16 protein-coding genes are annotated in these 24737 nt (G+C 69.4%); 7 read left to right on the top strand and 9 right to left on the bottom strand.

Going from position 1 to position 24737, the window contains the following annotated elements; genetic code table 11:
* Window positions 1-2: 2 nt before the first annotated feature.
* From AC3WJT_RS11080 to tssK, 5 genes are read right to left on the bottom strand one after another with little or no spacing between them, the layout of a single operon-like run.
* Window positions 3-749: a PP2C family protein-serine/threonine phosphatase gene (locus AC3WJT_RS11080; RefSeq protein ID WP_492343344.1), complete on the bottom strand. Its 747-nt coding sequence runs from the start codon at window positions 747-749 to the stop codon at window positions 3-5.
* A complete protein-coding gene (gene tagF, locus AC3WJT_RS11075) occupies window positions 749-1300 on the bottom strand; it encodes a type VI secretion system-associated protein TagF (protein WP_492343174.1) in 552 nt (183 codons plus the stop codon). Before tagF ends, AC3WJT_RS11080 begins: the two co-directional genes overlap by 1 nt.
* Window positions 1297-4725 (bottom strand): type VI secretion system membrane subunit TssM, encoded by a 3429-nt coding sequence (gene tssM / locus AC3WJT_RS11070; RefSeq protein ID WP_492343173.1) that lies wholly within the window; start codon window positions 4723-4725, stop codon window positions 1297-1299. The genes tagF and tssM overlap by 4 nt, the downstream gene beginning before the upstream one ends.
* Before the next feature lie 3 nt (window positions 4726-4728).
* Window positions 4729-6063 (bottom strand): type IVB secretion system protein IcmH/DotU, encoded by a 1335-nt coding sequence (icmH, locus tag AC3WJT_RS11065; RefSeq protein ID WP_492343172.1) that lies wholly within the window; start codon window positions 6061-6063, stop codon window positions 4729-4731.
* On the bottom strand, window positions 6060-7400 hold the full coding sequence (tssK, locus tag AC3WJT_RS11060; protein ID WP_492343171.1) for a type VI secretion system baseplate subunit TssK: 1341 nt from the start codon (window positions 7398-7400) through the stop codon (window positions 6060-6062). The genes icmH and tssK overlap by 4 nt, the downstream gene beginning before the upstream one ends.
* Window positions 7401-7495: 95 nt before the next feature.
* On the opposite strand from tssK, the gene AC3WJT_RS11055 reads away from it, so the two are divergent.
* Both AC3WJT_RS11055 and AC3WJT_RS11050 read left to right on the top strand, forming a co-directional pair.
* Window positions 7496-8923, top strand: coding sequence for a peptidoglycan DD-metalloendopeptidase family protein (locus AC3WJT_RS11055; RefSeq protein ID WP_492343170.1), 1428 nt, complete (start codon window positions 7496-7498; stop codon window positions 8921-8923).
* Between the two features lie 143 nt (window positions 8924-9066).
* Complete coding sequence (locus tag AC3WJT_RS11050) at window positions 9067-12585, top strand: caspase family protein (RefSeq protein WP_492343169.1); 3519 nt, start codon at window positions 9067-9069, stop codon at window positions 12583-12585.
* Between the two features lie 12 nt (window positions 12586-12597).
* Here the strand turns inward: AC3WJT_RS11050 and AC3WJT_RS11045 are convergent, their stop codons facing one another.
* On the bottom strand, window positions 12598-14100 hold the full coding sequence (locus AC3WJT_RS11045; RefSeq protein ID WP_492343168.1) for a flavin-containing monooxygenase: 1503 nt from the start codon (window positions 14098-14100) through the stop codon (window positions 12598-12600).
* A gap of 128 nt (window positions 14101-14228) precedes the next feature.
* A complete protein-coding gene (locus AC3WJT_RS11040; RefSeq protein WP_492343167.1) occupies window positions 14229-15014 on the bottom strand; it encodes a glutathione S-transferase family protein in 786 nt (261 codons plus the stop codon).
* Between the two features lie 369 nt (window positions 15015-15383).
* Between AC3WJT_RS11040 and AC3WJT_RS11035 the strand changes: the two genes are divergently transcribed.
* The 3 genes from AC3WJT_RS11035 to mdoH all read left to right on the top strand — a co-directional run bounded on the left by AC3WJT_RS11035 (window position 15384) and on the right by mdoH (window position 19380).
* Window positions 15384-16562 (top strand): acyltransferase family protein, encoded by a 1179-nt coding sequence (locus AC3WJT_RS11035; RefSeq protein ID WP_492343166.1) that lies wholly within the window; start codon window positions 15384-15386, stop codon window positions 16560-16562.
* Complete coding sequence (locus tag AC3WJT_RS11030) at window positions 16559-17284, top strand: DUF998 domain-containing protein (RefSeq protein WP_492343165.1); 726 nt, start codon at window positions 16559-16561, stop codon at window positions 17282-17284. The genes AC3WJT_RS11035 and AC3WJT_RS11030 overlap by 4 nt, the downstream gene beginning before the upstream one ends.
* Window positions 17285-17442: 158 nt before the next feature.
* A complete protein-coding gene (gene mdoH / locus AC3WJT_RS11025) occupies window positions 17443-19380 on the top strand; it encodes a glucans biosynthesis glucosyltransferase MdoH (protein ID WP_492343164.1) in 1938 nt (645 codons plus the stop codon).
* Window positions 19381-19387: 7 nt separating this feature from the next.
* Here mdoH and AC3WJT_RS11020 read toward each other — a convergent pair whose 3' ends face one another.
* Window positions 19388-19807, bottom strand: coding sequence for a hypothetical protein (locus tag AC3WJT_RS11020; RefSeq protein WP_492343163.1), 420 nt, complete (start codon window positions 19805-19807; stop codon window positions 19388-19390).
* 35 nt (window positions 19808-19842) lie between these two features.
* Complete coding sequence (locus AC3WJT_RS11015; RefSeq protein WP_492343162.1) at window positions 19843-21693, bottom strand: phosphoenolpyruvate carboxykinase (GTP); 1851 nt, start codon at window positions 21691-21693, stop codon at window positions 19843-19845.
* 267 nt (window positions 21694-21960) lie between these two features.
* Here AC3WJT_RS11015 and AC3WJT_RS11010 point away from each other — a divergent pair, with 267 nt between their 5' ends.
* Window positions 21961-24078, top strand: a complete 2118-nt coding sequence (locus tag AC3WJT_RS11010; protein ID WP_492343161.1) for an acylase — start codon at window positions 21961-21963, stop codon at window positions 24076-24078.
* Complete coding sequence (locus AC3WJT_RS11005) at window positions 24075-24677, top strand: glutathione S-transferase family protein (protein WP_492343160.1); 603 nt, start codon at window positions 24075-24077, stop codon at window positions 24675-24677. Before AC3WJT_RS11010 ends, AC3WJT_RS11005 begins: the two co-directional genes overlap by 4 nt.
* Window positions 24678-24737 lie beyond the last annotated feature (60 nt).

Below are 24737 nucleotides of genomic sequence, written 5' to 3'. Positions count from 1 at the left end.
CGTCAGGCCCCCGCCAGCCGAAGGGCGGTGACTTCCTCGCAGACCACGCAGACCGCCGTCACATTGTCAGGCGCGCCGCGCTGGATGGCCAGGTCGACGAGAGCGGCGCTGGCGGCCGCGGCGTCCCGGCCGGCCAGGATGGCGGCGATCTCGGTCTCGTCGGCGACGCCGTGCAGGCCGTCGCTGCACAGCAGGATCACATCGCCCGGCTGCAGATCGTCGACCACCGCGTCGACCAGCAGCTCGGGCTCCACCCCGACAGCGCGGGTGATCAGGTGGCCCATGGGATGACCCTTGACGTCGTGCGGCTGCAGCAGCCCGCGGTCGGCCATCTCCTGGACCTGGGTGTGGTCCCGCGTCAGCTGCACCAGCAGCCGGTCGCGCAACAGGTAGATGCGACTGTCCCCGGCCCACAGGCAGCCCAGCCGCGCGCCCCGGACCAGCAGGACGACCACGGTTGAGCCGGCCCGGCCGCCGGTTTGCTGGCCCATGTCGTAGATGGCGGCGTTGGCCCGGTGCAGGACGTCCGCCAGGGTTTCCAGATCGACATCGAACGCGCCGGTCAGCGGCGCGGCGGCCATCTGCGAAACGATCAGGCCGGAGGCGACTTCGCCGTCCTGGTGGCCGCCCATGCCGTCGGCAACGACCCACAGCCCGGCGTCGTCGCGCAGCAGCATGGCGTCCTCGTTGGCGCTGCGCACCAGCCCGGGATCGGTCACGCCGGCGGCCCGGCAGCGGATTGCCTGCATCACGCCCTCATCTCCGCGGAAACCGTCTGGGCCATCAAATCGGCCAGCACCTGCGCCGGCGCGGCGTCATCGGCAAGCGGCGCGTCAAGTTCGGCCGCCCACCAGCGGCTCCCCTGCCCTGCCGCGCCGGCGTCAGCCGGACCCGGCGATGCGACCGCGTCGAGCACCGCCGCCGGCGGGATCGCTCCGGTCATCGCGTCGTAGAGCGCCTGTTCCGAGCGGCGCGCGATCTGGTCGCCCCGCTGTCCCGCGACGGCCTCGTCGAGCCCTTCGAGGCCGGCGACCAGCACGAACCGGCGCCCGGCCGCGTCCATCGAGGGCGTGGCCGCCCCGGCCCGCCACCCCGGTCCCAGCTCGCCCGGTCCCGCCACGAACAGCAGTGGCGGGCAGGCCAGATGCGCGCCCTCGAAGTCCGCGCCGAGCCGCGCCTTTGCGGCCGCCAGATTGCCGGTCGCCCAAAGGTCCCAGGCGTCATGGTCGCCGGCGCCCAGGCGGATGAAATCCCCCTGGGACGGGTGCTTGCCGAACAGGAACGGCGCGCCGTCGCTCATAGGCGCGCCGGGCAACGGAAGCTGAACGGCCCGGTCCGGCTGAACGGATTGGCGACGCCCTGGATTTCCATCTTCAGAACGGCCGTCGAGGCGCCTTCGCCGAAGGTCGCCCGGACCACCTGGGACTCGCCCCGGCCACGGTCGAACAGCCGGAACATCGCCCATGGGCCGACGGCCTGGGCCAGCACGCGGGAGCGGCCGTCCACCGTCGCCCGCAGTTCGGCGCGGGATCCGGCCATTGGCATCCACTGGAACAGGCGCGGGCCGTCATCGGGCGACAGTTCCTGGTTGGAGCCGCTGATCGACAGCTCCAGCTTGCTGACCGAGGCGCCCATGGAGTCGACCGAGACCTGGAACGCCAGCCCGCCGGACATCAGGCCGCGAATGTCCGCGGCCTTCTGGAACTGCTCGGGCGTGGTCGGGTCGAAGCTCGCCGACGCCGGCCCCTCCCAGCGCCAGACGGCGCCGGTGGTGTTCATCATGCCCTGCAGCCGGCCCTCGAAGTTGCGGAACGCGCCGCCTTCGCCGAACAGACGCTGCATGTCCTGCAACGGAGCATCGGTCATCGAGGATCGAACGAACGGATAGGCCTGACCGACCACCCGCTGGCAGTCCTGCCGCAGCAGATCGAAGTCGGAGGCCAGCGCGCCGGTGACGGCGGTCGTCTGTGCCGCATCGCTCTGCTGGGCGGACTCGGTGACGAAGGCGCGCATGTCTTCCGGCGCCGCTTCGGTGGCCAGGGCCGCGCCGGCGCGTGCGGCGTCCTGGCGGGCCTGATCGCCCATCATGCCGCCGCCGGACCGCTCGATCGTCGCCTTGGCCTGCCGGGCGGCCTTCAGCTTGTCGAGGAAGTCGTCGATCGCGCCGCGGCCCTTGGGATCGCCGACCCAGGCCGCCATCGGCTGGAAGGCCATCTGGATCTGCTGGCCGGCGTCGATTCCGCCGCCGCCGATGCCCGCGCGCATCGCCCCGCCGACCTGGCCCATTCGCGACGCCGCCGCATCGAGCGCCGCCTTGCGACCCGCGCCCAGCGACGCGAAGTTGGTGTTGCGGTGGATCTCCAGCAGGAACAGCTTGAGCGCCGACGGCGGTCCGAACAGGGCGTTGGCGGCGACGTCGTCGCTGAAGTAGTTGGCCGGCTTCGGTGTCGCTGCGACGGCCTTCCAGCGCTGGATGTATTCCGCGGCGTAGCGCTGGGCGACGGCCGCGTTCAGGTCGTGCAGCTGGTCCATCAGGGCCGGATTGTTGGACTGGGGCCCCAGCACCCAGAGATCGGCCTTCATCGCCGCCTTCACGTTGGGCAGGCCCTTCAGATAGGCGGCGACGTAGCCCTCCGGCGTGAAGAAGTAAGGCACTGACAGCGCCTCGACCTCCGGCCCGTTGGCGAAGGCGCGGAACGAGCCGGGCAGCAGGCGGCTGGGCGTCCAGTCGGCGCCGGCGCGGGCGGCCTCGCTCGAGCGCAGCAACGCATAGGCGCGGTCCGCCGCCGGCATCGCCTCGACCGCGTCGCGGCTGGCCTTCACCACGCCCGCGTCGAGCGGCGCGCCGCCCTTGGCCCAGACCTGTGACATGTCCTCGTCGGCGAGCAGCGCATCGAGGTGCCTGACCATCTGGCCGCGCACCTCGCCGAAGTTCGAACCGGCGAGCGAGGCGGCCTGCCAGTCCTGGACCAGCCAGTTGCGCACCACCTTCGGATCGACCGAATGCTGACCGCCGAGCATCAGGTAGGACTTCAGGGCGTCGTAGAGCGCCCCGCCGTCGCTGGCGTTGGCGCGCTGGAATTCCTCGAGTCGCAGAAGGCTTTGCGGCAGAAGCGTCCGGCGCAGGCCTTCGAGGTAGGCTTGGCGGGCGGCCTTGGCGAGACCGCTCTGGAACAACCCGAGCCGCATCATCAGCGGCGCGCCGCGCTTTTCCTGGTCGCAATAGCCGCGCGGCAAGGCGCAGAGGGCGTTCAGCGCCTCGACGGAAGCGTCAAAGCCCGGCGCGGTTTCATCCATGCGGGTCAGGCTGAGGCCGGACTCGTCCAGCTTGGCCTGGGCCGCGCGGGTGGCGGCCTCCAGCTTGATCTGGAAGTTCCGGTTGGCGCTGTAGCTGACGGTCCAGGCCGTCAGGCAGAGCAGTACGGTCGCCGCGATGGCGCCCATGCCGGCCACCAGGATGCGCGAGCGGCGCTTCAGCGCCTCGGGCGTCGCCTGGACCATGCCGGCTTCGCCGAAGATCACCTCGGTCATCAGCCGGTTGAGGAAGTAGGCCCTGCCCCCGCCGCTGCGTGCCGCCGCCGGCGTGTCGAACAGGGTCGCCAGGCCGCCCAGCACGCGGTCCATCGGCGAGCCTTCCTGCACGCCGCTGGTGAAGTAGAAGCCGCGCAGATGCGCCGTCCCCTCGGCCGCATTGGCCGGGAAGGCGCCGTCGAGGAAGCGGGCCACGCGGGAGCGCAGGCCGGCGAACTGGACCGGGAAGCCGAGGATCAGGCTGCGCCGCCGGGCGTCCTGCTCTTCCTGCAGGCGGGTCGTGGAGCGGTTGGCGATCGACCGTGCCAGCTGGTCAAACTCACGCACAGCGGCGATCTGTCCGGGCGCCGTCTCGGCGACGTCGAAGGTCGCGCCGAGCACGGCCCGCCGTCCGTCGACGTCGAGGTCGTCGAAATACTCGGAGAAGCCGGCGATCAGGTCGGACTTGGTGAAGACCACATAGACCGGGGCCGAGACCTCCAGTCCGTCGCGCAGTTCGACCAGCCGGCGGCGGATCGTCGAGGCGTGGCGGTCGAGGGTCGCGGCGTCGGCGGTCAGCAGCAGGTCCACCGGGAAGGCCACCAGCACGCCGTTGATCGGCTGGGCTGGCCGGTTCTTGCGCAGCACGCTCAGGAAGGTGGTCCAGCCCTCGCGATCGCGCGCGTCGCCGGTGTCCTGGGTCGTGTAGCGGCCGGCCGTGTCGACCAGCACCGCTTCGTCCGTGAAGCAGAAGTCGAGGTTGCGGGTGCCGCCCAGGCCCTGCAGCCGCGCGTCGGAGAACGGGAACCTCAGGCCGGAGTTGGCCAGCGCCGTGGTCTTGCCGCCGCCGGGCGGGCCGACGATGACGTACCAGGGCCGGTCATAAAGATAGCTGCGCCGGCCGCCCGAGGCTGACTTCAGCTGCGACAGGGCTTCGGCGAGCCGTGACGCGACCGCCTTTTCCTCGCCGCCCGTCGCGCTGCCCTGCGACAGGGCGTCGGCGATGGCCGCGGCCGCCTTGCGCGCCTTGAGCACGCGCAGCACCGCCAGCCCGCCCCAGACCGCGATCACCAGCGCCAGCAGCGTCAATCGCCACGGCCAGCGCAGAACCGGCAGCACGAGCGGCAGCAGGAACACCAGCACCAGGGCGACGACCACCGCGATGGCGATCGAGATCACCCACCAGTTGCCCAGCCACTTCTTCAGATTGGCCATCGCCTAGTCTCTCCGCTCGACGATGACTTCGACACGACGGTTCTGGCTGCGTCCTTCCGGCGTGTCGTTCGAGGCGACAGGCTGACTGTCGCCCGCGCCTTCGACGACCACACGGCCAGGATCCCGCAGCCGCTTGCGCACGAGACCCGCGGCCATTTCCGCCCGCGCCTTCGACAGGGCGAAGTTGTCGGCGAAGGCCAGCCTGCGCGGCGGTGTGGAGTCGGTATAGCCGACGACCCGGATCGCGCCCGGCTCGGTGTCCAGCGCCATGGCGATGCGGTCAAACAGGGCCATCTGCTCCGAACGGAGCTGGTCGGATCCCGGGTCGAACAGCTGGCCGACGGTGGTGCGCACGCGCACGGTCGACGGATCCTCGATCACCTCGACGAGGCCCTGCGCCCGCTCGGGCGCGAGGAAGGTGCGGATGCGGCCGGCCTGGGCGCCGGCGTCGGGAACCATCACGGTCTGCTGTCGGGCCAGGGTGAAGGGGCCGGCGCGCGTGAAGGTCTGCAAGGCGGCCATCGCCGGCCGTCCCTGGGTCGCGAGCGCCACCCGGAAGCCGACATAGGCCAGCAGCAGCACGGTCAGCGCCACCGCACCCACGAGGATCAGCGGACCCCAGATGCCCGGTGCGGAGGCCGGCTGGTCGGCGCCGCGCCAGCGCGGCGAGAGTTCTGTGCGGGACACCTGCGAGGCCGCGCCGAGAACCTGGTGCACCCGCAGCATCAGGCCATTGTGCGCCTGACGGCCGTCGGCGGCGACGCGATAGCGGCCCTCGAATCCGGCGGCCATACAGGCGTGGTAGAGGGCCAGCAGGTCGCGGTTCTCGACCGGCTGGGCGATCATCTCATCGAGCAGACGCCAGAACCGGTCGCCGCCGATGGCCTCCTGAAAGAAGCGGACGACCAGGCTGCGCTGCGCCCATTCGGCTGCGTCGCCCTCGTGCCCCGGCAGGTTCAACGCCACGTCATCGGTCGTCGCGGCCATGGCATAGACCGCGCGGCGGAGTTGCTCGGCCGTCAGGAATCCGGTGAAGCGCGTCTGGAAGTCGGCGATGTCGGCGGCGGCCTTGGCGTGCAGTTCGGGCAGCGGCATCCGGACCCGCCCGGCCCTCAATCCCGCCAGCAGCGACAGCAGCGGCGCGGCCTCGTTGGTCAGCGGGTTGGCCGGGTCGTACAGCGTTCCCGGAGGCGGCACGTCGTCGTTCGTCGGCGCGGCCGGACTGGCGACGTAGCCCTCCTGTCCCGCAGGCTGCGCGGATCGCTCGGCCATCGCCTGTTGCAGCGGCGAGGGCCGGAAGACCGTGCGCTGAGGCGGGCGGCGTTCGCCCTCGCTCATCGCCGCACCCGCTTGACCCACCACAGCTCAAGCTTCAGCCCGGGCCAGTCGCCGGACACATGCAGCCCGATCGACGGCGCCGCAGCCAGGTCCGGCCAGTCGGGCGACGTCCGGTCGAGCTCGAAATAGGTGTAGCCCGGCACGATGCGGATCTGCGCCGGCGGGGTCGGCGTCTGGGAAATCCGCACCCCGGCCTGCAGGGCGTTGGAGACGATGTCCCGCATGCGCAGAACCGAGCCGACCTTCACCAGCGAGCCGAACCGCTGCTGGATCATCTCGGGCGGGGTCTTGGCGCTGACCGCCAGATAGAAGTTCGCCGTCTCGAACAGCGAGCGGTCCTGGACCAGGGCGGTGTAGGCGCCCGGCCCGACCGCCTCGAGCGGCAGTTGCCCGGCCGACCGTTCGAACATCGCCGACAGCGACCGCTGCAGCGCCGCATGCACGGGTGCGAAGGTCATCTGAAGGTTTTCGTGGTCGTAGAGCGGGAAGTCCGGCGGCCGCCGTTCGGACAGCGTCAGGGTGGCGAGTTCGCCGGCCATGCCGACGAAGGCTTCATAGAGCCGCTCCGGATGCAGGTTCGGCAGGCCGGCCAGATGGGTCAGCTGCGGCGTCCATTTATTGAGCGAAAGCAGCAGCAGGAAGGAAGCGAACGTCTCGGCCCCGCCGTCCGTCGCCTCGACCGCCCGGTGCGCCAGTTCGTCGATCCGCTGGTTGGCCCGGCCGATCACGTCAGTAAGGAACCCGGGCAGGCACGGCGCGGCGTTGGCGCTGAGCGTCGGCGGAATGAAGTTCTCGTCGAAGATCACCCGGCCGTTGAGCACTTCCCGGACCCGGGCCAGCGCCAGCACGACGCGCCCCTCGATCTCCTTGGGTGCATGGCCGAACGAGAGGTTGGGCCGCGCCAGTTCAACGCCCTCGCCCGACCGCTCCTCGGCGGACGCGTCATAGAGTTCTTCCTCGTCCACGGCGAAACGGGTGGAGGCGACGACCCGCTCGCGGGGCTGGAACTCCAGCGCGCCGGCCTGGGCCGGCGGCAGGGTCACATAGATCACGGCGTCGCGCAGGTCGGACGGCAGGTCGATGGGCCGGGGCGGCGGCAGGTCGCTCGGGATGCTGATCGGCGCGCCGTCGCGCAGGACCGCGATGAGACTTGTGACGCCGAACTTGCCGAGTTGGGCGAGGGTCTCGTCGATGACGAGTGAGCGCACGCCCCACGGATAGGACGTCAGCCCGTCGGCCCGCGCATTGACCAGCGACTCGGTAAATCGATCCTGCTGCTGGAAGTGCTGGGGCCTGAGAAACAGACCCTCGTGCCAGGCTACCCGGCTACCACCCATCAAACGCCCCCGAACCCTGTTCAACGAACAGTATAAGCGCGTCAATTGCGGCGGCGGAAGCGAAACCCTAGGATGACTGCGTCAGGGTGGAATGAATGATCGGCGGCGACGAGAGAGACGACAATTCGCCGGACGACGCGCCCTCGATGGACCCGCGAACCTGGCTGCAGCTGAAGCCTGAGCCTGACGCCGCGCAGGCCGGTGACACGCCGGACGCGGAGGCGAGTTTCAATCCGCAAACCTGGTTCAAACCCGGCGTCGCCCCTGTCGCGGCCAAGGAAAACCCGCCGGCGGGCCTGGACCGTCGCCTGGTGCTGGGCGGTGGCGCGGCGGCCGCAGTGCTGGGCGTCGGCGGCCTGTGGCTGGCGACATCGCGCAAGGCTCCGGCAGCGCCTTCGAAGGCTGCTCCGGTCGCCCCGGCCGACCCCGCCGTCCCCGTCACCGAACGGGCGCAACGCGTGCGCGGCCTGTCGGAAGTGATCACCGCCCTGCGCAGCGCGGGCGCGCCGGCAGGCGATATCGATTCGGCCGCCGGCATGCTGGGGCCGGTGGTGGGGTCCGAGACGACCGACATGCGCCTGTCCTTCGCGGTCTCAACCCAGGGCGCGCCAGCGCTGGTCTCGCTGGTCCTGCGCCGGCCCGACGGTTCGGGCGCGCGCCTCAAGCGGTCCGCCGGCGTGCTGGTTCTGGAGCCGCTGGGCTCGGCCCTGGCGCGCCAGATCCGCGTCATCCCGGGGGAGATGGACGACCGCAGCTTCTATTCGTCCGCCGTTTCGCAGGGGCTGGATGACAGCCTGGTCGAGGAATTCGCCTCGACCTTCGCCTACGACTTCAACTTCTCGCACGAGATCGACCGGGGCGATCGCTTCGAAGCCGGCATCGAGCAGACGGTCAATGACGCTGGTGAGACGATCGGCGTCGGCAGGCTGGTCTACGCCTCGCTCAATACGGCGAAGAACAGCAAGGCCTTCTACCGCTTCCAGCCGCCCGGCGAGACAGAGGCGTCCTGGTTCAGCCGCGACGGGCGAAGCGCAGTGCGCAACCTGATGCGCTCGCCCCTGGCGGTGGCGCGGGTCACCTCGCTGTTCGGCATGCGCAAGCATCCGGTGCTCGACGGCGTAGTCCGCCAGCACAAGGGGGTCGACTTCGGCTGCCCGGAAGGCACGCCGGTATTTGCGTCGGCGGATGGCGTGATCGCCTTCGCCGGGCCGCATGGCGGACACGGCAATTATGTGAAGATCCGGCACAGCGAGACGCTTGAGACCGCCTACGCCCACCTCAGCGGCTGGCCCGCCGGGTCGGTCGTGGGCACGCCGGTCCGGCAAGGCCAGGTGGTCGCGTTCAGCGGCAACACCGGCACCTCCTCGGGGCCGCACCTGCACTATGAGGTCTGGGTCGAGGGACAGGCGGCCGATCCGCTGACCTACGTCTCCAAGGAAACGCGAACACTCACCGGCGAGGTTCTGACCCGGTTCACGGCCTATATGGACGAAATCGACCGCCTCCGACGCAACGTCGTCTAGGGCCTGTCCCCGCGCGCACACTGCTCGCCGAACGGCGTGCTTGACCTTGACAGATAGCAGCGGGCGCTATGATGGGTAGCAATCCCGAATTGCGACAGGTCTGGCTGGTCGCGGGCGGGACGCGTTAGTTGGGAGACGGCTGAGTGATCCGGTTTTTCGCTCTGTTGGCGCTGACGGTGCTGATCACCGTGACGAGCGCTTCCGAAGCCATGGCGCAGAACTCCGGGCGAAAGTTCGCCCTGGTGATCGGCAACGCCAACTATCTGTACGTCGGCAACCAGCTCACCAATCCAGTCAATGATTCCAAGGCGATGGCCGCGCAGCTGCGCAGCTTCGGCTTCAAGGTGACCGAGAAGGAAGACCTCGGCCGCGCCGACATGGTCAGCGAGATCAACGCCTTCATCGATCAGCTGGCCAAGGACGACGTCGTCATCATCTACTACGCCGGCCACGGCATCGAATATCGCGGGCGGAACTACCTGGTCCCGACGGACGCGAAGATCGAGAGCGAGGGCCAGATCGAGGGCTATTCCGTCGATTTCGGCCAGCAGATCCTCGACAAACTGGCGGAGCGCCAGACCAACAACATCATCATCATCGACGCCTGCCGCGAGAGCCCGTTCGCCTTCCGGCGGCGCGGCAACGGCCTGGCCGCGATCGACCCCTCGCCCGGCACGCTGGTGCTGATGTCGGCGGCCAAGGACCAGGAAGCGTTCGACGCCGGCGGCGGCGCCAACAACAGCATCTTCACCTCGGCCCTTCTGAACGCCATGCGCAAGCCGGGCGTGGATATCGACGGCGCGTTCGGCGCGGCCGCCTATGAGGTGTCCACCAAGTCCGACCGCCGGCAGACGCCGACCCGCTTCGGCAATCTGCTCATTCCGCCGATGCCGCTCGACGGCGGCGGCCGGGCCGTGATCACCCCGCCCGTCTACGCCGCCCTGCCCCCGCAACAGCCGGTCTACACCCCGCCGCCGCCGGTCCAGCCGGTCTATGTTCCCCCGGCGCCGCAGCCGACCGCGCCGGTCTATGTCCCCCCGGTCCAGGTGGCCGTGGCGCCGCCGGCGCCCGTCTACACGCCCCCGCCGCCCGCACCGGCGGCCGAGCCTCCGGCCCAGACGCGCTCGGCTCTGCCACCCCAGCTGACTGCGCAGCCCCCGGCCGCCAGCGCGCCGATCTACCAGCCTCCGTCCTACCAGGCCCCGACACCGGCCGCGCCCGCGCCGGCGCCGCAGCAGATGGCCAGCCTTCCCCCGTCGACGGCGCCCTACACGCCGTCCGGCGGCGACGGCGCCGCGGCGATGGCGGCGACCGGCAGCAGCATGCCGCGCCCGGTCCTGCCGCCCGAGCCGGTCTTCAAGCCCCTGCCCGCGATTTCGGCGCTCGGCTTTCCGCAGCGCTTCTGCTCGCAGAACGAGGCCAACGCCTTCAACCGCGACATCCTCCTGCCGCTGCAGGCCGACGCGCGGGCCAACTCCGACGCCGCCCTCGCCTACCAGCGCACCATGAACGCGATGTGGAGCCAGTATCGCCGCGAGAACTCGGTGTTCGTGCCGCTGCTGGTGACCGAGGCGAAGCGCTGGGAAGAGATCGCCAAGAGCATGACCGCCGTCACGCAGCAGTTCGTCGACCAGTTCGATGTGCTGATGTCGATCCCGACGAACAACTGCGGTCGCCGCGAACAGACCACGTTCCCGATGCCCCGGGCCCAGGCGGTCATCGTCCCGCCGTCGCAGCCGGTGCAGATCCAGGCGCAGGCGGAGGCGCCCGCGCCGGCGCCCGCTCCGATCCAGCTGGCCTCGGCCGCCCCGATGCGTCAGGCTCCCATCGCCGCGCCGCCGCCGGTCCAGGTCGCTCCGGCGCCAGTGGCGCCCGCACCGGCCAAACCTGTCGCTGTCGAACCCGCGCCCGTAGCGCCCGCACCCGTGGCGGCCGCGCCCGCGCCGGCGCCCGCGCCCAAGCCGACCTCGCCCCTGCCGCCCGTCACGACCCAGTCGAGCGCGCCCGACAAGTGGGCCGAGCCGCCGCCGGCCTCTGCCGCGCCCGCGGCCCCCAGGACGGTCGAGGTCGCCACCGCGCCGCCGCCTGTCCAGGTTCAGCCTGCCGCGGTCAAACCCGCGCCCGCGCCCGCGCCGGAGCCGCCGGTCGCGCCCCGCCGCACGCCGACTCCCGCCCCGATGTCGACCGGCGCAATCGACGGGCTGGGGGGCATTGCCGCCCCGGTCGTCTCGGTTCCGACAGCGACCCGGATCAAGCCGGCGACGCCCGCTCCCGCCCCCGCCCCTGCTCCGGTGGTCAAGACGCCCGAGCCTGCCCCCGTTCAGGTAGCGACCGCTCCTGCCGCGCCCGTGGTCAGCGCGCCGCAACCGTCCTCCGGAAAGTGGGCTGAACCGCCTACGGCAGGCCCTGCGCCCAAGCCCGTCCAGACCGCGGCGCTGACCCCGCCGGCGACCACGCCGGCAGCGCCGCCCAAGCCCGTTGTGGTCGCGCCTCCTGCACCGAAGCCCGCACCGCCAGTCGTCGCCAAAACCGCACCGGCGCCGCCCGTCCAGACCGCGACGCCGGCGCCCGCCCCGAAGCCCGCCCCGGTGGCGCCCGCGCCCGCGTCCGGTCCGACCGCCGCCACGGTGAAGCTGGCGCTCGCGTTGCCGCCGCCGGCCACGCCGCTCGCGCCTCCGCCCGTCGTTGAACCCGCCGTGACCGCCAAGCCAGGCAAAGGCAAACCGGCCGTCGCGGCGGCGCCGGTCCGACCGTCGGCCTCGCCCGCCGTCCGCGAGATCGAGACCGGTCGCGCCCTGGCCGCCCGGGGCGACTTCGCCAACGCCCTCGCCGCGTTCGAGCGGGCGGTCGCGGCCGAACCCTCCAATCCGGATGCGCTGGTCGGTCGCGGTTACGTTCGGATGCTGACCAATGATGACGCGGGCGCGCAGGCGGACTTCAACAAGGCGCTGACGTTGCGCGCCAACTTCGCCGAGGGCTTTTACTACCTGGGTCAGCTCTACAAGAAGAAGGGCCTGGCCACCGCCGCGATCCAGCAGTTCGACAAGGCCCTGGCCGTCGACGTGAAATACGCCCGCGCCTATGTCGCCAAGGGCGAGACACTCGAGGCCCTGGGGCGGATCCCGGAGGCGTTCGCCGCCTATGACCTGGCCGTGAAGAGCGACCCGGCGCTGATCGGCGCCTACATCGCCCGCGGTCGCGGCTACTTCCTGCAGGCCGACTACGCCCGCGCCTGGGACGACTTCCAGGCGGCGATCGACAAGGATCCGTTCTCCGAGGACAGCTTCTACGGCCGCGGTCGGGCGGAGCTGGCGCTGAAGCGGTTCAACGAGGCGATCTCGACGTTCGAGGAACTGGCCGGACGGCGTCCGGACTACGGCGTCCAGTGCAGCCGCGGCATGGCCTATCTCGAGCGCGGCCTGGCCAACCGCGACAAGAAGGACCGCTCTGACTTCCAGAAGGCCTATGACAGCTTCGGCGAGGCCATCCTGCTTCGCGCCGGCGACACGACCGAGGCGACCAACCGGCAGGGCTACGCCAAGGCCCTGGCCTTCAACAAGATGGCCGGCATCGCCGCGGGCTTCGCCTCGTCTCTGGTGGGGGCGCAAAAGCCCTCGCTGGCGACCCTCGACCCCGCTCGCGCCTGCGCCAGCGGGGCCTGAACCGGGGCCGGCCTACCGGTACTGGAAGGCGCCGTCGTCGAGATCGATCGTCGGGAAGATGTCCTTTTCCGCCCAGTAGTCCTGGGTGTGCTGCCACTCGGGCTTGTCGCCCTTCTTCGGCAGCAGGTGCATCCCGCGCATCAGATAGCCCGGGTTGAAGTTCTCCGGATCCATCCAGTCTGACAGGACCATGTCCTTGTCTTCCGGCCGCAGCGTCGGGGTCATCATGGTCGCCCCCTTCGACTTCATGTGGTTCAGCAGCCGGGCGACGAAGTCGCCGATCAGGTCGGCGCGCAGGGTCCAGCTGGCCCGGAAGTAGCCGAACACCCAGACCATGTTCGGAACGCCGGTGAACATCATGCCGCGATAGGTCACCGTATCGGCGAAGTTCAGCGGCTTGCCGTCGATGGTGAAAGCGATGTCGCCCAGGACGCTCAGATTGAAGCCCGTCGCGGTGACGATGATGTCGGCTTCCAGTTCCTGGCCGGACTTCAGCAGGATGCCCTTTTCGGTGAAGCGGTCGATCTCGTCGGTAACGACGGAGGCCTTGCCCGACACCACGCCCTGGAACAGGTCGCCGTCCGGCACGAACGCGATCCGCTGCCGCCAGGGGCGGTACTTCGGCGTGAAGTGCTTCTCGATGTCGAAGTCGGGGCCGACGAAGGCGCGGACGCCCGCCAGCAGTTCCGCCTTCACCGCCTCGGGCTGCTCGACCGCCAGCTTGGTGAAGGCGGCCTGGTCGAACAGCACCTTTCGACGGACGATCTCGTGGATCCAGGTCTCGTCGATCTGCAGTTCGCGCAGGGTGTTGGCGAGCTCGTTCTCGTTGCGACCCGGAATGAAATAGGTCGGCGACCGCTGCAGCAGGGTCGTGTGCGCCGTGTCGCCGGCGATGGCGGGCACCAGCGTCGCGGCGGTCGCGCCCGAGCCGATCACGATGACCTTTTTGTTCTTGTAGTCGAGGTCTTCAGGCCACGTCTGCGGATGGACGATCTTGCCCTTGAAGGTCTCCATGCCCTCCCACTCAGGGGTGTAGCCTTCCGAGTGGCGGTAGTAGCCCTGGCACATCCAGAGGAAGTTACAGGTGAACCGGACCGGCTGGTTGGTGTCCGACCGGAAGCCCTCGACCGTCCAGCGGCGGTCCTCGGTGGACCAGATCGCGGCGGTGATCTTGTGGCCGTAGCGGATGTGACGATCGAGGTCGTTCTCCTCGATCACCTCGCCCATGTATTTGAGGATTTCCTCGGCGCTGGCGATCGGCGCGCCGACCCAGGGCTTGAACCGGTAGCCGAAGGTGTAGAGGTCGCTGTCGGACCGGATTCCGGGATAGCGGTGCATCCACCAGGTGCCGCCGAAGTTCTCCAGCCCTTCAAGCACCACGTAGCTCGTGCCGGGGCACTGGGTCTTGAGGTGATAGGCGCCGCCGACGCCCGAAATTCCCGCGCCGACGATGAGGACGTCGAAATGCTCGGTGGTCGAGGCGGCAGGCTTCGTCAGGGTGTCGGTGGCGCTCATGGACGTTTCCTCTGCCGGGTTCGTCCCGGACGCTATGGTTCGAAGCCAGAGTTCAACGCCCCGGCTAGGTTATCGTTGATCAGGATCAAGCCGCACTCAAGGACCCGCGGTGATTTTTACGCTCGTTGTCAGACCGGCTCGTCGTTGAACCGGATGTTGCCGCGCTCGAGCCCCTTCAGGACCACCTCGATGCCGCCGGAGCGGATCATCCATTCGAGACGGTGATCCCGGTACTGGCGCTTGAACAGGCCCGCGTCGACGATCCCGGCGACGGCGGTCATCGCCTTGACCGCATCGCGCGCCGCCTCGAACGCCGCAGCGACGGACGGCCGGCCACGGGCCCGGTCCAGCCATGCCGCCAGGGGCGAGCCCGCCGCCGGCCCCATCCCGAACCCGGCCGCGCCCTGGACATAGGGGACCGCGCTCAGGTCGGCCCAGCCGAAGGTCTCCCCTCCGAACCAGGGGCCTGCCCCCAGTTGCTTTTCCAGCCAGATGTTCAGACGGCCGATCTGGGCGCCCGCATTGGCCAGCAGGGTCTCGGCCAGCAGCCCCTCGGCGCGGCGGAAATAGGTGATCTCCGAAAGGCCCCAGTTGATCGCCTCGTAGTGGGTGTCGCAGACCTCCTCGAGCATCCGGGCGCGGGCTCGCGCCAGCGGATCAGCGGGAAGCAGGGCGGGCGTCGGGAACCGGTCCTCGATGAACTCCAGGATCACCGTCGAGTCGAAGATCGGCGCGCCGTCGACAAACAGTACGGGCACCTCGCCGCGCGGACTGGCCACCCGGAAATCGCCCGGCGTGGCGCCCGAGCCGATGGCCTCCGGCGTGCGAACCGTAAAGGGAACGCCCTTCTCGGCGAGGGCGATCTTGACCTTCTGGGCGTAGGGCGACAGCGGATGTTCAAGGAGCTCGATCATCTCGCCATGGGGCGGGATCGTCGGGCGGGCGTCAACGGGGACGCAAGGGAAGCCCGGGCCAAAAAAACGGACCCCGGCTCGATCGCTCGAACCGGGGCCGAATACGGCGGGCGGCCAGGACAGACCGGCCCGCAGGGACCCCGGACCCCCTCCGACAGGAAACCAGGACGCCCTATCCAGCCCGGGGCATCGCCGGCGACCAGCGCCGAAGCGTGGCCGGCCGGGGAAATCCCGCGAATCCCTTCGCACCTGCACAATTTGACGGCGGTCAGTCCGTGCGCTGCGCAAGCGATAACCACTGCAGGGGGCGTTTTCCTGCCCTGACCGCCGGTTGCGTCGTTCCATGGTTTTTGCGATGCAGCGTTCCAGATGACCCAGCCCGCCCCCTCACAGCGCCGCGCTGACCTCGACTGGATCCGGGTGGGGGCCTTCGGCCTGCTGATCCTGTTCCACGTCAGCCTCGTGTACGCGCCCTGGGACTGGCACGTTCACAGCACCCACACTTTCGGCTGGCTGGAAGAGGCGACCGCGGTCACCGGCCCATGGCGCCTGACCCTGCTGTTTCTGGTTTCTGGCGCCGCGCTGCGGTTCATGAGCCGCCGGTACACGCCGGGCGAGGTTCTGAAGGCGCGACTGGCCCGGCTCGCCCCGCCGCTGATCTTCGGCGTCCTGTTTCTCGTCCCGCCGCAGGCGTGGCTCGAAGCGGTCTCGAAGGACAGCTGGGACGACGGTCTGGGCGCCTGGTGGCTCAAGGAGTTCAGCCCTGCGGGGCTGGCCGACGGCGTGCCGCTGAACCACCTCTGGTTCGTCGAGTACATCACTGTCTACAGCCTCGCCGCCGTCGCCCTGATGACGCGCCCCGACTGGCTGGCGAAGCTTGAGACCGGTCTGGAACGCGTCCTGTCCGGATGGCGCCTGCTGGCCGTCCCGATCGTGTTCTTCATCCTCGCGCGCCAGCTGCTGTTTCCCTGGTTCGGCCAGACCAACCAGCTATGGGGCGACTGGTACAACCACCTCATCTCCCTCGGCGTCTTCCTGTTCGGCTTCGCCGTCGCCGGTCGGGAGACCATCTGGAAGACCTTCGAGGCCCAGCGCTGGCGCGCGCTCGGCGTTGCACTGGTCTCGATCCCGCTGCTGATGGCCATCACGGCCTCGCCGGACGGCCTGTTCTGGTTCGGCTGGCCCCGGCGCATCGCCTACGGCCTCGAGCAATGGTCGGTGATCGCCACCATACTCGGCTTCGGAAGTCTGTACCTGCGCAAGACGGATGGTCCGCTGCTGCGTTACCTGACCGACGCGGTCTTCCCCTGCTATCTGGCGCACCAGACGATCCTGGTCATCGCCGCCTTCCTGCTGAAGCCCGCGGGCCTGCCGGCGTTCGTCGAGGCCGGCCTGCTGGTGACGGCGACGCTGGGGGGCAGCGTACTGGTCTATGAGCTGGCGCGACGCAGCGGCCCCCTGCGACCGCTCTGGGGCCTCAAGCGCCACGCCGCGCCCAAGGCCGTCGCCGCCGGATCCCAGAATTCCCGCCCGACGGAGGTCGCGTGACCCCGTTTCGTCGTCGCAGGATCCTGCTGCGCATCGGTATCGCCGCGCCGATCGTTGCGCTGGCCTGCACCCTGATCGCGGTCGCCCTGTTCCCGGGCTTCAACCACGCCACCCAGTTCCTCAGCGAACTGGGCGCCGGCGGGGCCCGACATCCGCAGGTGTTCAACGCCGGGGTGGCCTTTTCCGGCATCGGGGCGGGCATCGCCGGGATCGGCTTCGGCCTGGCGGTCATGGCGCTGGGCGGCTCGCGGATCGCCGCCGGCCTCATCGCCCTGGCGTTCGTGCTGGCGGCGATCGGGCTCGTGGTCGGGAGCATCTATGTCTGGCCCGATCCCCGGCACCTGTTCATCAACCTCGGGCTCGGCATCCAGCTGGCGCCGCTGTTCCTGCTGTGGGGCCTGCGCCGCGCGGCGGGCGTGAGCCGGCTGCGCTGGTTCCTGGTCGCGGTCTTCGTGCTGATGGCGTTCCTGACCGTGATGACCAAACACCTCGTCCTGCCGGGCACGGTGAACCCGCAGAATGTCGGCTGGTGGGAGCGGGCCTTTGCGATCGTGCTGGTCGGCTGGGTCGGGATCGCGGCGTTTCTGCTCGAGCGGCGACTCATCGCGCTGGCGCTGGAGAGCGCGGAGACTGTCCCTGACGACGCGACTCGTCTACGGGACGAGGCCGCGCTGGTCACGGACGCCTCTCAATTGCGTGATGACCGCTCGATCACGAACTGATCACGACCGATTTTGCGGCGCCACTGCGAAAAAGCGCATTTTCTGCACGGGTTATCGACAAAACCGCTTGCGAGGTTGCACCGCAACATAACATAAGCGTGATCGCAATTCCCTGACCCGCTGGCTGCGGATTCTCCCTCTCGATCACGGCGACCAAGATGGACGGTACGAGCAACCTGGCGATCCAGTACGACACACCGGCCTACGCCGGGTCGTACGCCGCCGCGCCCGAGCGCGAACACCTGCCCGCGCCCGCCCCCCTGTCCATGCCGCGCCAGCCGCTGCTCGATGGCGGCGTCATGGCCGACCGCGCGCCGCTGACCTCGCCCGCCGATATCGTGCGCCGCCGCACCATCCTGTTCAGCGCCACCCTGCTGATGACCGCCCTCGCCTCGTGGGAGCCGATCCGGCTCTACGCCAAGGACGGCTTCCTGCCGTTCGAGGTGCTGGGCCTCGGCCTGTTCCTGGTGCTGATCACCGCCATCTCCTGCTGGTTCTGCAGCGCCGTCATCGGCATGACCCTGCTGCTGACCCGCGGCGACAAGGACGAACTGGGCTTTGGCGAGGTCGCGCCCCGGCCGACCGTCCGCACCGCCCTGCTGATGCCGCTCTACAACGAGGACGCCCAGGCCTCCTTCGGTCGCCTCGCGCAGATCGAGCGCTCGCTGTCGAGCCTGAGCGTCACCCAGGCGTTCGACATCTTCGTCCTCAGCGACACCACCGACGACCGCGTGGCCGCCAGCGAGTGGGCGGCGTTCCAGACCTTCCGCCTGCAGTCCAACTGCCGCGTCTATTACCGCCGTCGCCGCGAGAACACCGAGCGCAAGGTCGGCAACCTGTCGGAATGGGTCCGTCGTTTCGGCGGCGCCTACAGCCACATGATCGTGCTCGACGCCGACAGCACCATGACCGGCGAGACCATCCTGCACCTGGTCGACGGCATGGAGCGTCACCCCGGCATCGGCCTGATCCAGACCACCCCGGCGATCGTCGAGGGCAAGACCCTGTTCGCGCGCGCCTCGCAGTTCGGCGTGCGCCTGTACGGCCGGGTCGCTTCGGCGGGCCTGGCCTGGTGGTCGGGCTCGGAGGCCAGCTACTGGGGCCACAACGCGATCGTCCGCGTCCGCGCCTTCGCCGACTGCTGCGGCCTGCCGAGCCTGCCGGGCCGCAAGCCGTTCGGCGGCCACATCATGAGCCACGACGTCGTCGAGGCCGGCCTGCTGCGCCGCGGCGGCTGGGGCGTGCATGTCACCCCGACCCTGACCGGCAGCTACGAAGAGACCCCGCCCAGCCTGCTGGAATTCATGAAGCGCGAGCGCCGCTGGTGCCAGGGCAACCTGCAGCACATCGCCCTGCTCCGCGCGCCCGGCCTGCACTGGATGAGCCGCTTCCAGCTGGTCGTCGGCCTGATGGCCTATCTCGCCTCGCCGATCTGGCTGCTGTCGCTGATCGCCGGCCTGTACATCCAGATCCACAACAAGCCCGACTGGGGTTCGTGGTGGTACTTCCTGCACCCCGAGCTGAACCCGATGCTCTGGGCGTCGCTGCTGACCACCGGCATGCTGCTGGGCCCCAAGCTGATGGGCGTGGCCCTGGTGCTGAGCCGTCCGCAGGAGCGTCGCGCCTACGGCGGGACGAAGGTCCTGCTCAAGAGCGTCGCGGCCGAGATGGGCCTCTCGGCCCTGACGGCCCCGATCTACATGATCGGCAACACCCGGGCGGTGTTCGAGATCCTGATGGGCAAGGACGCGGGCTGGCATGCCCAGAACCGCGACGCCGACGGTCTGTCGCTGGCCGACGCCAAGCTCAGCTTCCGCAACGAGTTCTTCGCCGGGATGTTCTTCCTGACCGCCCTGGCGATGCGCCCCGATTTGCTGCTGTGGATCTGGCCGATCTTCGTGCCGATGCTCTTCGCGCCGCGGATCGCCGCCTGGACCTCCAGCCGCGCCGCCGGCCAGAAGGCCTTCAACGCCGGCCTGCTGATCACGCCGGAAGAACGCGCCGCGATGGTGGTTTCTGTCGAGACCCATCAGGGCGCCGACGTCGTCCCGATGCCGGTCCGCACGGTCAACCCGGCGCTGATGGCGGCGGAATAGCCGCCGGCTAGTCGCAAATCGGGAAGCCGCGCCGGTCGTTTCGCAGCGGCAAAGTCCTGAAGTCACCGTAGGGGATGGTCAGCCTGGCCGTCCGTTTGCCGATTTCGCCCGCCAGTTCCGGCGTTGCGGCCGTCTTCGGCGCAGCGAAGTACAGCCGGCCACCCTCGGTCCACGAGCGCGCGGCCACGGGAAGGCCCAGGTCTCCCTCGGCGGTCTGGACGACAACTCTCGGCCGAGCGGACGGCGAGCGCACGAAGACGCGCACGCCGACGACGTCGCCCGTTTCATCGTGCACACAGATGGCCGAGTAGGTCGCGGCGCCGCGAAGATCGAAGGGAGTCGTCGGCGCCGGAACATTGCCTGCCGACGCCGCCGCCGGCGCCAGGAGCGCCAGGGCCAGCCCGGCCCCCAGGGGTGCGCGTATCATGACGATACGCTGGAGCGCTTGTCCAAAACCGCCCCTCAGGCCAGTTCCGCCACCTTCGCGCCGGCGCCTTCGAGGCGAGCCTTGAGGGCGTTCAGCTGGCTCCACAGCTCGGCCGGCATGCGCTCGCCGAACTTCTCGTAGAAAGCCGGGATCAGCGAGGCTTCCTCGCGCCACACATCCACATCGACGGTCTTGAGCAGCTTGATCTGCGCCTCCGTGAGGCCGAGGCCCACGGTGTCGAGCGACCCCGGCGCCGGGACGCGGCCGATGGCCGTATCCACCGCCGCAGCTTCACCTTCCAGACGGTCGAAGATCCACTTGAGCACGCGGCTGTTCTCGCCGTAGCCCGGCCAGACGAAGCGGCCGTCCTCGCCCTTGCGGAACCAGTTGACCATGAAGATGCGCGGCAGCTTCTCGGGGTCGGCGTTGCCGCCGACCTTCAGCCAGTGGCCGAAGTAGTCGCCCATGTTGTAGCCGCAGAACGGCAGCATCGCGAACGGGTCGCGGCGCAGTTCGCCGACCTTGTTCTCGGCCGCGGCGGTGCCTTCCGAGGCGACCGTCGAGCCCATGAAAACACCGTGCGCCCAGTCGAACGCTTCAGTGACCAGCGGCACGGCGCTGGCGCGACGGCCGCCGAACAGGATCGCGCTGATCGGCACGCCGCGGGGATCGTCCCACTCGCTGGCGATCACCGGACACTGGGCGGCGTCGACGGCGAAGCGGGCGTTCGGATGGGCGGCGGGCTCCGGGCTCTCCGGCGTCCAGGACCGGCCGCGCCAGTCGGTGAGGTGCGCGGGCTTCTCGTCGGTCAGGCCTTCCCACCAGACATCGCCGTCGTCGGTCAGGGCCACGTTGGTGAAGATGACGTTCTTGTCGAGCGCCTCGATGGCGTTGCGATTGGTGCCGATGCCGGTGCCCGGCGCCACGCCGAAGAAGCCGGCTTCCGGGTTGATGGCGTAGAGCCGGCCATCTTCGCCGAAACGCATCCAGCAGATGTCGTCGCCGACCGTCTCGGCCTTCCAGCCGGGGATCGTCGGCTGAAGCATGGCGAGGTTGGTCTTGCCGCAGGCGCTGGGGAAAGCCGCCGCCACGAAGCGCACCGCGCCCTTGGGGCTGGTCAGCTTGAGGATCAGCATGTGCTCGGCCAGCCACCCCTCGTCGCGGGCCATCACGCTGGCGATGCGAAGGGCGTAGCACTTCTTCCCGAGCAGGGCGTTGCCGCCGTAGCCCGAGCCGTAGGACCAGATCTCCCGGGTTTCGGGATAGTGGACGATATATTTGATCTCGTTGCAGGGCCACGGCACGTCGGCCTGACCGTGTTCCAGCGGCGCGCCGAGGGAATGGACGGCCGGCACGAAGAAGCCGTCCTCGCCCATCTGGTCCAGCGCCTGCTTGCCCATGCGGGTCATCACCCGCATCGAGACGGCGACATACGCGCTGTCGGTAATTTCCACGCCGAGCGCGCTGATCGGCGAGCCGATCGGACCCATGCTGAACGGCACGACGTACATGGTCCGGCCGCGCATGCAGCCGTCGAACAGCAGCTTCAGGTCGGCCCGCATTTCGGTCGGATCGAGCCAGTTGTTGGTCGGCCCGGCGTCGATCTCATTCTCGGAACAGATGAAGGTGCGGCTCTCGACCCGCGCCACGTCCTTGGGATCGGAGGCGGCGTAGAAGCTGTTGGGGCGCTTTTCCGGATTCAGGCGCTTGAGGGTGCCGGCTTCGATCAGAAGCCCGGTCAGAGCGTCCCACTCCGCGTCCGACCCGTCGCACCAATGCACGCGCGCCGGCTTGGTGAGCGCCGCTATGTCCCGCACCCAGGCGAGCAGTCGTGCATGTTTTGTCGGAGCCTGGTCCAGGCCCGGAACAATTGATTCGCCGCCCATCACCGGCGTCCTCCTTGTAACGGGCGTCTCGAAACCGGCCTTTGATGGCTCTTGTATCGACGCCTTGCGCAGGGGTCTTCGGTAACGGGCGAGAACCGCTCGGGCAAGCTGAAAGCGCGTCCACCCATCGTCCGGACAAGGACTTTGAGCGGGAAATCGCCGTTGCCGTAACGTCGCCCGCCCGAACGTGACGCGCGCAGGGTGATGTCCGTTGCGCCTCGCCGCGCCAGCGAACAGGATTGCTGCCGAACCACCCTGGGGAGTCGGATGCGCTGGATCTGGAGAGGCCTGCTCGCGGTCGCGGGACTGGCGCTGGGCGTTGTCGTCACCGTGCTGCTCGTCAGCGCGGTCAGCGCGCCGCGCAAGGCCGACCTGACGCCGCTGATCGAGAAGGCGCGCAACTACGATGTGGTCATCCGCCGCGACCGGTTCGGGGTGCCGCATATCCTGGGCAAGACCGATGCGGACGCCGCCTTTGGCCTGGCCTTCGCCCATGCCGAGGACGACTTCGAGACCATCCAGACCGTCGCGCTGGCCACGCGCGGAACCCTGGCCGCCAGCGAGGGGATCAAGGCCGCGCCGGGCGACTATATCGTCAGCCTGCTGGGGGTCTGGAAGACGATCGACGCAAAGTATGACCGCGATCTGCCGCCGGACGTGAAGGCGGTGCTGCAGGCCTACGCCGACGGGGTGAACTACTACGCCGCGCGCAATCCCGGGAAGGTGACGTCCGGGCTGCTGCCCCTGACCGGCAAGGACATCGCCGCCGGCTTCGTGTTCAAGACGCCGTTCTTCTACGGCCTCGACGGTGAGTTGAAGCGCCTGACCAACGCCACCGAGGACGGCCTGCCCAAGGGCTCCAACGGCGTGGCCATCGCCCCGTCGCGCTCGTCGGACGGCGCGACCCGCCTGCTGGTCAACTCGCATCAGCCCTACAGCGGCCCGGTCGCCTGGTACGAGGCGGTGGTCGAGAGCGGCGAAGGCTGGCACGTGGCCGGCGGGTTCTTCCCCGGCTCGCCGTTCATGCTGCACGGCCACAACGCGGATCTCGGCTGGGCCAACACGGTCAACAACCCGGACCTCGTCGACATCTACCGGCTGGTGATCAACCCGGAGAACAAGGACGAGTACCGCCTCGACGGCAAATGGCGGAAGCTCGACAAGTCCACGGCGAAGCTGCGCGTAAAGCTGTGGGGACCGTTCAGCTGGACGGTCAACAAGGAGGTTCTGGGCTCCGCCCATGGTCCGGTCATGCGGACGAAGGGTGGAACGTTTGCGATCCGCTACGCCGGTATGGATACCGTCCGCCAGCCGCTGCAGTACTGGCGGCTCGACAAGGCCCGCTCGCTCGAGGAGTGGAAGGCGGCGATGGCGCTGCAGGCGCTGCCGAGCATCAACTACGTCTACGCGGATGCGAAGGGCAACGTCGGCTACGTCTACAACGGGCTGTTCCCCAAGCGCCGCGAGGGGGTCAACTGGTCCGGCGTCCTGCCCGGCGACCGGTCGGATCTGATCTGGACCGGCTACCTGCCGTTCGAGCAGGTGCCGCAGGTCTGGCAGCCGAAGGGCGGGCTGGTGTTCAACGCCAACAACACGCCGTTCGAGGCCACCGCCTTCGGCGACGGTCTGGACCCCTACGCCTTCAGCCCGACCATGGGCATCCAGACCAACATGACCAACCGCTCGCTGCGTCTGGTCGAGACCTTCGCGACCGATGCCCAGATCACGCCGGAAGAGTTCCGCGCCTGGAAGTTCGACACGGCCTACAGCCATCGCTCGTCGGTCGCCGCGCTGGTCGGCGAGCTGCTGGCGCTTGATCCCAAGGGGGACGAGGAGATCATCGCCGCCCAGGCGATCCTCGCCCGCTGGGACTACACGACGAAGGTCACGAGCCGTGGCGCCGCCCTGGCCATCCTGACGGCCCAGCCGGTGATCACCGGCCGCGACAGCCACGATCCGAAGACTCCGACGCCGCGCAAGGCGCTGCTTGAGACGATCAAGCTGCTCAGGACCCACTTCGGGCGTCTCGACCCTGAATGGGGCCAGGTCAACCGTATCCGCCGCGGCCGGGTAGACCTGCCCATCGACGGCGGGCCCGACACCCTTCGCGCCGTCTACGGCAAGCCCGGCGACGACGGCCGCCTGACCGCGCTCGCCGGCGACACCTTCATCATGTTCGTCAGTTGGGACCGCGACGGCGTCCTCTCCAGCCAGAGCATCCACCAGTTCGGCACGGCGACGATGGACGCCTCGAAGGCGCACTACAGCGACCAGGCTCCGCTGTTCGCCGCCATGCGCTTCAAGCCGGTGCTGTTCACCGAAGCGCAGCTGGCCGGCAACGTGGTCGAGACCTATCGGCCGGGTCAGCGCGCGGCGGCGAAATGAAGCTTTACTGGCATCCGGTTTCGCTCATGCCCTGGCGGGTGCGGATCGCCCTCGCAGAGAAGGGACTGGCGTTTGAGGAGGCGATCATCGACCTCCCCGGCGGCGCCTCGCACAGGCCGGAGTTCCTGGCGCTCAATCCCTTTGGGCAGGTGCCGGTGCTGGAGGACGACCGGCGGGCGTTCGCCGAGTCGACGGCGATCCTCGAATATCTCGAAGAGACCCGCCCGGAGCCGGCGCTCATGCCGACATGCCCGTCAGCGCGGGCGGAGATTCGCCAGCTCATGTGCTGGAGCAACGGCCCCTGGATGATGTCGTGGAAGCGCTGGCTGGCGCCCGCTTCGATGGGATTTCCCGACACCGCCGAGCTTCGGGCGCAAGGCCGCGAAGAGCTTGAACACCATGTGGCCCTGCTGGCTGGCCGGCTCGAACGGGGGCCATGGCTCGTCGGCGACTACTCCCTGGCCGACATCTGCTATGCGCCGCTGGTGCTGATGGCGGACCGGACGGGTCTGTCGGTTGGACCTGCCGTGGGCGCCTGGCTGGACCGCCTGCGTGCGCGCCCTGCGGTGCAGGCCGCAATGGCGCCGATTCTCGGCTGACGCCGGGTCACGGTTGCCAAGGCGAAGGACGGGCCTAGGGTCACGCCCAACACGGTTCGG

This window comes from Caulobacter sp. FW305-C-30-S16, from assembly GCF_058783025.1.
This window is presented reverse-complemented; position numbering and strand designations above follow the sequence as displayed.